This window comes from Methanosarcina baikalica (assembly GCF_031461075.1).
In the GTDB taxonomy this organism is placed as follows: Archaea; Halobacteriota; Methanosarcinia; order Methanosarcinales; family Methanosarcinaceae; genus Methanosarcina; species Methanosarcina baikalica.
In genome coordinates this window covers 1-10,968 of record NZ_JAVKPK010000096.1, presented here as the reverse complement: position 1 = coordinate 10,968, position 10,968 = coordinate 1, and the positions used below count along the sequence as shown (strand labels likewise).

Annotated in this window: 7 protein-coding genes; 4 read left to right on the top strand and 3 right to left on the bottom strand. The window is 39.5% G+C overall.

Features of this window, described 5'->3' with window-relative positions:
• The first annotated feature begins 60 nt into the window (after positions 1–60).
• From RG963_RS15440 to fhcD, 4 genes are all read left to right on the top strand, one after another.
• Positions 61–1,146, top strand: a complete 1,086-nt coding sequence (locus RG963_RS15440; RefSeq protein WP_310577170.1) for a protein-glutamate methylesterase/protein-glutamine glutaminase — start codon at positions 61–63, stop codon at positions 1,144–1,146.
• A gap of 132 nt (positions 1,147–1,278) precedes the next feature.
• Positions 1,279–3,114, top strand: a complete 1,836-nt coding sequence (locus tag RG963_RS15435; RefSeq protein WP_310577168.1) for a chemotaxis protein CheA — start codon at positions 1,279–1,281, stop codon at positions 3,112–3,114.
• A gap of 26 nt (positions 3,115–3,140) precedes the next feature.
• The gene (locus RG963_RS15430) at positions 3,141–4,001 is read left to right on the top strand and encodes a CheR family methyltransferase (RefSeq protein ID WP_310577167.1); all 861 of its coding nucleotides are present in this window, start codon (positions 3,141–3,143) and stop codon (positions 3,999–4,001) included.
• 554 nt (positions 4,002–4,555) lie between these two features.
• Positions 4,556–5,449: a formylmethanofuran--tetrahydromethanopterin N-formyltransferase gene (fhcD, locus tag RG963_RS15425; protein WP_310577169.1), complete on the top strand. Its 894-nt coding sequence runs from the start codon at positions 4,556–4,558 to the stop codon at positions 5,447–5,449.
• Between the two features lie 435 nt (positions 5,450–5,884).
• Here fhcD and RG963_RS15420 read toward each other — a convergent pair whose 3' ends face one another.
• The 3 genes from RG963_RS15420 to mfnA form a co-directional block, all read right to left on the bottom strand.
• The gene (locus RG963_RS15420; RefSeq protein WP_310577166.1) at positions 5,885–7,414 is read right to left on the bottom strand and encodes a TraB/GumN family protein; all 1,530 of its coding nucleotides are present in this window, start codon (positions 7,412–7,414) and stop codon (positions 5,885–5,887) included.
• 417 nt (positions 7,415–7,831) lie between these two features.
• Positions 7,832–8,926 carry a CBS domain-containing protein gene (locus RG963_RS15415; protein WP_310577165.1) on the bottom strand — a complete coding sequence of 365 codons (1,095 nt, stop codon included), beginning with the start codon at positions 8,924–8,926 and terminating at the stop codon, positions 7,832–7,834.
• 595 nt (positions 8,927–9,521) lie between these two features.
• Positions 9,522–10,709 carry a tyrosine decarboxylase MfnA gene (gene mfnA / locus RG963_RS15410; protein WP_310577164.1) on the bottom strand — a complete coding sequence of 396 codons (1,188 nt, stop codon included), beginning with the start codon at positions 10,707–10,709 and terminating at the stop codon, positions 9,522–9,524.
• Between the last annotated feature and the right edge of the window lie 259 nt (positions 10,710–10,968).

The window sequence follows — 10,968 nt, the reverse complement described above, 5'->3', positions numbered from 1 at the left end:
ATCAGATTATTAAATCAGATTATTAAATCAAACTTCATATCTAACAAAAAAGTGCTTGAGATGACTATCCGCGCACTCATAGTAGATGATTCTGCTCTAATCCGTAAGCTCCTTTCCGATATTCTCAGTGAAGACCCGGATATCAGGATTATAGGAACTGCAGTCAATGGAAGAGACGGTCTCGAAAAAATCGAGAAACTAACGCCTGATGTCGTTCTTTTAGACAATGTTATGCCTGTTCTTGACGGCCTTAAGACTCTTGCCCTGATTATGAAGGAGTGTCCTGTTCCTGTAGTAATGGTTTCAGCCCTTGGGGAGAAAGCTGAAGAGATTACGTTTACTGCCTTTGAATATGGGGCAGTGGATGTGATCCAGAAACCTGAAGGAATTCTCAGCCAGAGCATGCCAGAAATGGCAGGAGAAATTTGCAGAAAAGTCAGAACAGCTGCAAAAGCCAACCTTGAAAACCTGGAATGCATGCGAAATCGCGAACTTGAAAAGTCTGAAATAAATGAAAAAAAAGAAAGAAAAGAAGAAAGAAAGTCTCTGGAAAAAATAGTTTCCATAAGAAACGTTCTTGCAATAGGTGCTTCTACAGGAGGCCCAAGAGCTCTGGAGAAACTTATAAGTTCATTTCCTGCAGACATCCCTGCTGCAGTTCTGGTGGTACAGCACATGCCTGCAGGTTTTACAGCATCTCTTTCTAAAAGGCTTGATTCGAAATCGGCTCTCAGGGTAAAAGAGGCGCAGGAAGGAGATACAGTAGAGGAAGGAACTGTACTCCTGGCCCCTGGAAACTATCATATGGAAATCGTACAGAAGATAGTAGACTATCACAAAAAAGAAGTGGTACACCTGTCCTGCAGCCCGAAAGAACTTGGATCAAGGCCGTCAGTAAATATCCTTTTCAGGTCTATTGCCCCGATTTACGGCCCCAAAGTCATTTCCCTGATCCTGACCGGGATGAACTGCGATGGTGCGGATGGGGCTGAAGAAATCAAAAAAATGGGAGGGAAAATAATTGCTGAAGCCCGAAGCTCATGTGTAATTTACGGGATGCCAGGAGAAATTATGAGGCGAAAGCTGGCAGATTTTGTGCTCCCTCTGGATGAAATGGCCGAAAAAATTATAAAAATAATAGACTGACTTTTCGAACTAAAAAACCGTCTAATTTAAAGGTTAATTCTTCGTACTGGATTTCTGTATTGAAAAATCATTCGAAAAAGAAAAATACGAGAAAAAAGAAAAATACGAACTTTCACACAGGCAGGGAAAATTATGGATATGTCAAAATATATGGGCATTTTCAAGGCAGAGTCTGAAAAATACATCAAAGAAATGAGCGATTCCCTGCTGGCGCTTGAGAAAGATCCTAAAAATACGGAACAAATGAATACGATATTTCGTGCAGCCCATACATTCAAAGGCATGGCTGCAACGATGGGATTCAAAGAAATTGTCGAGTTAACGCATGAAATGGAAAGTCTGATAGACAGACTGCGCACACGGCAACTTCTACTTACTTCGTCTTTAATTGACATTCTTTTCATATGTGTGGATTCCCTTGAGGAGCTTGTAGAAAATGCGTGCGAGGATAAGGGAAATGGACTTGAAAAAAGAAAAAAAGACACCGGTAATAAATACGAATCTTATCCTGATACCCGTGAAGTGCTGAGAACCTTAAAGGCTGTGGATGAGCTTCCAGAAAAATCCTGCATTCAAAAAGATGAAGATGTGCTTCTATTTGTAGAAATAGAAAACAATCAAAAGCAGAAAATTCCAAATACTGAAGAAGCCAGACTGACTGAAAGAATTTCAAATATTGTTTATCAAATTGAAGAAGAGATTCATAAAACTGAAAAAGAAGTTTACGAGGCTGAAAGAGAAATTCATGAAACTGGAAAAGGAATGTTTGAAGCTAAAAGAGAAGGTAAGACCTGTGTTTCACCAAAATTCAATCCCAAAATAAAAAATATCCAGAGTTCAAGAATTAGTACAGAACAGCTCGATAAATTGATGAATCTTGTTGGCGAGCTCGTGATTAACAGAAGTAGGATTAAAGAGCTTACAGGCAACCTGAAATCTAAGGAACTGGAACTTGCACTTTCTGAGTTCTACAAGCTAACTAGAGAACTCCAGGAGGAAGTAATAGAGGTAAGGATGGTACCTCTGGATCATATCACCCATATCTACCCCAGAATGGTAAGAGACCTTGCACGTGCGCAAAATAAAGAAATCGATTTTATAATCAAAGGGAAAGAAATTAAGCTCGATAGAGCCATCCTTGAAGAAATTGGGGATTCTCTGGTTCACCTGTTAAGAAATGCAGTTGACCACGGAATCGAAGTCCCGGAAAGACGTGCAGAACTTGGGAAAAAAGAGACTGGCACGATACTGATTACAGCTTTAAGGCAGGAAAACGTTGCCCTTATCAAAATAGAAGATGATGGACGCGGAATAGACACAGAAGAAATTCTAAAAGTTGCATTAAAAAAAGGAATTCTCTCCAGAGAGAAGGCGGAACAGCTTCAGGAAAGGGAAGCAATGCAGTTGATCTTTACTCCCGGCTTCAGCACTTCCAGCATCGTTACTGATATCTCCGGAAGGGGAATTGGAATGGATGTTGTAAAAAACAAAATTGAGCGCCTTGGAGGGTCCGTAAAAGTCGAGTCGAAACCCGGTTTTGGTTCCATGTTCGAATTGAAACTGCCTTTAACCATTGCTGTTTATCAGGCTATGCTAATAAGAGTCGGAAAGGAAAGATATGCAATTCCCTTCACAAGTATAATAAAAAATATCAAAATCAGCACGCGGGAAGTCAGGCATATCAAAGGAGAAGAAGCTATTATAATAAATAATAAAATTGTCCCGCTTCTGAGGTTGCAGAGGGTGTTCCAACTACCTATTCAGGAAGAAAAAAACATTTTTATAGTTATTGTTGAAAAATTTGGGCAATTAATTGGAATAGTTGTGGATCAATTGCTTGGAAAACAGGAAGTAATTGTAAAAAACTTTAAAAGTAGACTTCTCGAGAATACCAGAGGATTTGCAGGAGCTACAATTCTGGGCGACGGAAACGTTGTTTTAATAATTGATGTTAACTCCCTGATTTGAAACCATATAAAACTGAGGGTAGAAACTTGGAGGAAGATCCGGGCTTTGAGCTGTTAAAGAAAATCATTACTGAAAACACTGGATTTAACTGTGAATACTACAAAGAGGCTCATTTCAGGCGCAGGATTAACGTACGCGTAAGAGCTACCAATTCCGAGAGTTATGGAGCGTATCTGAAGATTTTGAAAAAGGATCCGCGGGAATATGGATATCTGGTTGAGACGCTTACTGTAAACGTCAGTGAATTTTTCCGAAATCCCGAAACCTTCAGGATAATCGAAAAGGAGATTATTCCTTCTATTGTTAAACACAGATCAGAATCACTGATACAATCAATCCGAATCTGGAGTGCGGGTTGTGCAGCAGGAGAAGAAGCCTATTCCCTTGCTATCCTGCTGCACAGGGTTCTGAAAAAGGATTTTAATAAGTATAGAATAAGAATAATAGGTACGGATATTGATGCTCAGAGCCTTGAAAAAGCCAGAAAGGGTATATACAGTGAAAATTCGCTTAAAAATGTTGATGCGGGTACTAAGAACCAATATTTCTTGAAGCAGGGAGAAGTATATCAGGTAATCGACCAGTTGAGGAATATAACGCATTTCAAGCATCACGATCTGATATCAGGCCCTACAATAAATCATTTTGATATTATTATCTGTCGAAATGCAATGATATATTTTAAAAAGGAAATTCAGGAACAATTGCAGTTTAATTTTTATCAAGCCCTGGAAAAAGGAGGTTTTTTTGTAATAGGAAAGGCAGAAACACTGCTTGGGACTGCGCCCGACCTTTTTAAGCCTTACAATACAAGAGAGCGCCTGTACATAAAAGAAATTTCAAGGGACATTTATGGAAGAAATCAAAAATCTCATGAATTTAAGTGAATATGGATAGGGGTCCTCAAAGAGCTTGGAAATATCGGGATAGTAATGCGGCAACTCCCCCTATAAGCTAACAAATGGCCCTGTATACACAACGGTTCCGGATGCAAAATTTGAACTAATTGAAGACATACCGGAAAAAACACATGTTTCGAAATCCCCGGTTCTAGGGACACTCATCCACATTGAAGAAGATCTTGAACTCCTATTAAGAGATATTTTAAAGCCTATTGAGAAGATAATTTTCGGTTCTTCAACTTTTCTCTGAAAAATTATATAGTTGATATAAATATTATAATTGATATTATTAACCCCATTAATAAAGCAGAAAAGATAAAAGTAGCATAAAACTTTAAGTGTATGTCTAAGATTAGGTAAAACTTTGAGTAAGTACTATATTCTATGTTGTTCTGTAAGGTATCTGGATTCTATGTTGTTCTGTAAGGTATCTGGAAGGTTCCGAAAGATTATAGAGGACTGAAAAAGTAGGAAAGTTCAAACCTGACTATTCGTAAACTAATTGCAAGATAACAATAATAAGCAAATGAGGGATTTTTATAGAAATCAATGGAGTAGAAATCGAAGACACATATGCAGAAGCGTTTCCGATCAAGATTTCACGGGTGCTCATAACAGCAGTTACCAAGCGTTGGGCCCTTGTGGCAGCTACTGAAGCAACCGGTTTTGGGACATCAGTTATAATGTGTCCCGCAGAAGCAGGAATTGAAAGGTTAGCGAGCCCGAGTGAAACCCCTGATGGAAGGCCTGGAGTTTACATCCAGATATGTACTTTCAAATACGAAGGCCTGGAAGAGCAGTTGCTTGAAAGGATTGGACAGTGTGTACTTACGGCCCCTACAACTGCAGTCTTCAACGGGCTTCCTGAGGCTGAAAAACAGTTTAATGTGGGCTTCAAACTCAAATTCTTCGGAGATGGTATGGAGTCCGAAACCCAAATCGCAGGTCGCAAAGTATATAGAATCCCTATAATGGAAGGGGATTTCCTGACCGAAGAAAATATAGGAGCTGTAACGGGAATTGCAGGTGGAAATTTCTTTATTTTCGGAGACTCCCAGATGAGTGCCCTGACAGCAGCCGAAGCTGCTGTTGACGTAATTACAGAGCTTGAAGGCACAATTACCCCTTTTCCGGGCGGCATTGTAGCTAGTGGTTCCAAATCCGGAGCAAACAAATACAAGTTCCTGAAAGCTACTGCTAATGAGAAATTCTGCCCCTCCATAAAAACTAAGGTTGAGAACACCGAAATTCCGGCAGATGTCAATGCTGTTTATGAAATCGTTATTAATGGGCTCGATGAAGAGAGTATAAAAGCTGCCATGAAAGCAGGAATTAAAGCCGCTGTAACTGTTCCGGGCATCAAGAAAATATCCGCAGGAAACTACGGCGGAAAACTCGGGAAATATCAGTTCAAATTGCACGAGCTCTTCTGAGCTCTAACTCTTTTTTGTATTTTAGTTTTTATTTCTTTGTAAGTTTTTTTTGAAAATTTATTTTGTAAGTTTCTTTTGAAAATTTATTTTGTAAGTTTCTTTTGTAAGTTTCTTTTGAAAATTTATTTTGTAAATTTATTTGTATTTTCTTTTTATTTCTTTGTAAGTTTCTCTTGAAAACTTCTTTTGCAAATTTCTCTTGCAAGTTTCTCTTACGCAGCTTCCCTTTTACAATTCCTTCTTTACAGAGTAAAGATACAGTAAGAAAACGGACAGAGATGCAATAAAGTTAATTAAAAAGAAAAGCAAAAAAAGGGAAGTTTAGCTTCCCTGACTGATTTTTGAAACTATGAAATAAAAAAGTACTATTCTATTGCAGGCTGTTTCAGCTCTATCAGGACTTCAGGGACTCTATTAGAGTCCTCTTAGAGTATTTCAAAGCCCAAGCGCAGTGAAGCCGGCATGGAGAATATCCATAGGGCCAAGGCCAGTAACCCTCATCATGACATAAGCTGCAACGACAGCTCCTGTTGCACTTCCGATATTTGCGAAGCTTGCGACAAGGAGAACCCGCATGAACTTATTCTTGAACATCTCCCTGAAGGTCTCTATCCCTCCAAGGGCTTTTATATCTGCTGTGGTAGGATTTCGTTGTTTTGCTTCTACAAGGCCAGCAAACCAGCCTGCAGCGATCAACGGATGCAGAGTGGTTAGCCAGGCAACCGAAAAAGCAGTTATAACTGAGTAAGGATGACCACCTACAAGCAGAGTACAGGCTGCGCTCAAGGTCCCGGTGATAATGAACCAGCATCCGAAAGCTATCAAAAGGGTCTTCAGCGAAACGCCTGAAAAGAGCAGTAACAAGAAAAATGCAAATATAAGACCGACAAGACCAAAGCCAATAACTTTGCCAATGCCGATACGCTTCTTAGGAATCTCCATAAGATTATTCAAGGGGGGGACACTTTTAGGATTTTTTAGATAATTCATTACCCCAGGTTTGTGCCCAGCTCCAATCACCACAACGACAGTTTTGTTTCCGCCTGCAGCGACCTTGAGGATGTTTCCTGCAAGATATGCGTCCCGTTCATCAATGAGAACCTCAGCCGCGGTCGGGGCAAATCCCCTGAGTTCACTTACAAGGGCAGTCACAACATCCTGTTCTGTGATTTGATCAATATCTATCTCGGTTCCTTTCCCGATTCCTATAAGGCCACCTACCAGGGAGCTAATCATCTTGATTTTTTCCAGGAATTTCATCTTTCCCCAGAAACGTTGAAGCGTCACGTGGATGTCCCGATCAATTAAGGCAACTTTAGCCCCGACAGATTCAGCTTCCTCGATCGCAGAAAGCATCTCAGCTCCGGGCTTTACACCCATATCATCGCCGATCTTTTTCTGCATATAGGCAAGCAGCCAGTGAATAAGGTAGTAGTAGATTTTCCCTTCAGAGAGAATTTCCTTGATAGGAACCTGACTTTCCTGCACGTTTCCCTTCAGGGCATCATAACGTCCTCTGCAGAGCTCGACAGCTACAACATCTGGTTTCAAATTCCTGATAGCAGCCTTGACCTCAGCAACACTCTTTTCCGAAACATGAGCTGTCCCTATAAGCACAATTTTTGAAGGCTTGAATTCGGCCTGATGCTCATCTGGAAATTGGAATGGTGAAAGAATTGAGATTTCCGAAGCTGAATCAGGAATAGATTCTGCAACCAGTTCGGAATTTATATCAAGCTTTGCTTCACTATCGCCTGCATCTACTTTGGATACCGGCACAGAAATTTTATCTTCCTCTTGCATGGTAATTGAAGAATCAGAAAGTTTAGACTTTCCAACAGAAATAGAACTTTCTGCGGATTCGGTCACGAGTTTGTCCATAGAATATATTGACTCCTGAGATGAACTATGAAAACTGTAGTCAGGATCCTTGTCCTGAGAATCTGTAATTTCAGGTTTGTCCATTGCTAATCTCTCTGCTGCGACGAATTAGAAATGATGAATGAGAATACATCACTTAAAGGATTGTATTAATCGCAGGAATAATTGAGCTCTCCACGTAAAATAACCGAGCTATAAATAACCGAGCTATAAATAACCGAGCTATAAATAACCGAGCTACAAACTTAACTGGTGGTAATTACCTGCCAGGGATTTATATTTTGCTGCCTTTAGAATTTTCACCACTATTTCTATAATCAGTATTTTATATAAAGATTTATAAACATATTTGATATATTTCTTTAGATGTCCCTATTCATAAAGAACTTAAGAAAGAAATATCTTTTGATATAATTTCTTTTGATAAAACCCCTTTTAATAAATTTCAGGTTAATAAATTTCAGGTTAATAAATTCCTTTGATGAGGAAACATTTTAAATATTACTCTGACCTGAGTTTTAAGATTCGTACAAGATCTGTTCTTGAAAGGATTCCTACAACCTTCCCGTTATCAACGACTATAACCCTTCCTATGTTCTTAGACGAAACCAGCTTAAGGACATCGCTGGCCTGCGCATCCGAAGGTACGGATATGATATCTTTTGTCATAATATCCGAGACCAGGGCAACAGGGCGTTCAAGATATGGAACACGCTGGATGTCAGTAAAGGTTACGATTCCTCTCAGGCTGTCTCCCTCTATTACAGGATAACCCATGTGTTTTTTCTCAAACATAAACTGGACCAGGTCTTCAATGCTCATGGAAGGATTAACGGAAACAACATTTTTTGTCATGATATCCCTGACCATGATATTTTCGAGAGTTACCTCGGCCTGAGTAGAACGTTCCTCTTCAGATGCGCCGACGTAAATAAAAAGCGCGATCAGAGGGAACCACAGATTCCCGATAAGAATTCCGAAAATTGCCATTAGAATGGCAAAAAACTTCCCGACAGCTGCTGCGCTCTGTGTGGCTTTCACATAAGACATTTTTCTTGCATAGAAGGAGCGGAGTACTCTACCCCCGTCCATTGGAAAAGCAGGCAGCAGGTTGAAGATCCCGAGTATGAGGTTCATGGCTCCAAGAATCCAGAGAATAAAATATACCGGGCTTTGAGAAAGTGAAGGGTTGGGGGAAATAAAATTTCCATATATAAGGAGACAGATAGAGCCTATTACAAGGCTCGTAAAAGGTCCGGCAAAGGCCATTTTTGCTTCCTGTCCGGGTTTCCTGGGCATTTCTTCCATAGCTGATACCCCTCCAAAAAGGAAGAGAGTGATGCTCTCAATATTGACCCCGTAACGCCTTGCCATATAGGAGTGTGCAAGTTCGTGTAAAAGAATTGAAGCAAAAAGCAGAATAGCAGTCAGGACTGAAAGCGCATACCTCGTGATAGGCGGCTCAACTCCCTCAAAACCAAAAGGCTGCGGGTTGATCGCAAACACATAAGCAAATATGGGCAGTATCAGAAGAAAAGTTATGTGCAGTTTGATAGGTATACCCATTACATTTCCTATTTTCAATGAAGATTTCATGAAATAAACGCCCCCATACTTATTTCTATAATATAAAGTACATGATAAAACGGTAAATTTGAATTTTAAAAAACTCCTAGCTTATTAAAAAACTCCTAGCTTATTATATCTTTGTTAAATTATGAATTTTTAAGTTATTTAATTTATAAACCTTAACCTGAAATATGAACTTTAAGCATTAAATCCAGAGTATTTTTGCAAATGCCTATTAATTATCGGCAAATAGGAGGTTGGCGCGTTAGTTCTATTTATAAAGTTCCCTCTATAAAGTTTTCCTCATAAAAATAACTTATCCCATCTGCTATTTGGCAATAATATTATAGATATTTGCTTGTGCATGATTAACAGATTAGCAAATATCGAAAAAATATAGAGACAGAGATGTAAGGGAAATACAAGGGAATACAAAGGAATTAAAGGAAATTAAAGGAAATTAAAGGGAAATATAAGGGAATACAAAGGAATACAAAGAAATTGAAGGAATTAAAGGAATTAAAGGAAATTAAAGGGAAATACAAGTGGATACAAAGGAATTAAAAGGAAATATCAGGTTAAAAAGGATAATTAATAGTTTTAAAGTTTTTAATTAATGGTTTTAAAGTTCTGCTGTTACTTTTTTTAGATCTTGGAGAAATTCTTCGACGTCTCGGGCTGTATTGTGAGGCATCAGAACCAAGCGAAGAGATCTAGGGGTACGGGTAATTGAGACGTTCCAGCCGAATTTCCTGAGGAGCTGATCCCGGACAAGGTCAGGGCTCGGAACTCTCAGGGCAACTACGTTCATTACAGGTTCGAGCAGAGGTTCAAAACCGAGTTTTCGAGCTTCTTCAACCAATTTTGCGGTAAGCTGCATGCAATATTGTACATTTTTAACGTATCCTTCACGGCCTAAATGCTTCATAACAGCATATGTGGCAGCAGCTGAAGCCCCGCTTCGGGTACCTGTAAGAGTAAACTGCTCCTTCGTGGTAAGATATGGAGTACTTACCTTGAGGGAATCTAGGAAAGAAGGAGACCTAAACAACAAGGCACCTGATGGGATTGTGGAAAGGCCCATTTTATGAGGATCTATTGCAATGGATGTAACGCCTTGGACTTTGAAATCGAAAGGATAGGGATTTTCAAGGAATGGGATCACAAAGCCTCCGAAAGCTGCATCGATGTGAAGGAAAATTTCATGTTGACGAGCAAGTTTTGCGAGTTCCTCGACAGGATCTATCTGGCCAAATTCCGTGTTTCCTGCAATCCCTACGAGCCCTATAGTATTTGCATCCATCAGACTCTCCACAGAGGCAGGGTCCACTTTGAACTCAGAATCCAAAAGAGCTCTTCGGACTTCAATACCCATCATATCGGCGACTTTATCAAATGAAAAATGAGCCGATTCGGGAATGACTATATTGGGAATTTTCCCTAATTCTTTCTTTCCTGCAGTTATGACGTTTTTCATGCCCCTGACAGCCTGGATATTGGATTCAGTGCCTCCTGTCGTAAGGTAACCGCAAACCGAACTTTCACAGGCCTTTTCCACAGGAATTTTGACAGACGGAGCATGAAGAAGTTCCCCTAACATCATGATCACTTCTTTTTCCAGGCTGTGAGCGCCTGCAAAAAGTCCCAGGTCGCCCAGGTTAGCCTCAATAAAGAGCCTGTGAGCCTCAACAGCGATTTTATGAGGGTGAGTGCACATCGAACTCAAAACCCTATAGTAGTCCGTATCTTCTGACTTTACATTTTCCAAATAGGAAAATATTTCTTTTTCAGAAAGACCCTGCTCATTCATATAGATAAGGTAAAACCAGTTTTAGTTAAAAGACTTATGGAATATAACCATCAAATTGCTTAATACACTCTTTATGGTACTCAAAGAAAATCTAACTAATTTGAATGAAAAAATATTACAAAAAGAAATCCACAAGAAAGATATGTGAGCACTTAGGGTGGGTAAGTACTAAGATGTTTAGTACATAACAAAATAAAGATGAAAAATGAGAAAATTCAGCAGTAGAAAAAGATGAAAAAATTGGGAATTTAGCTAATAG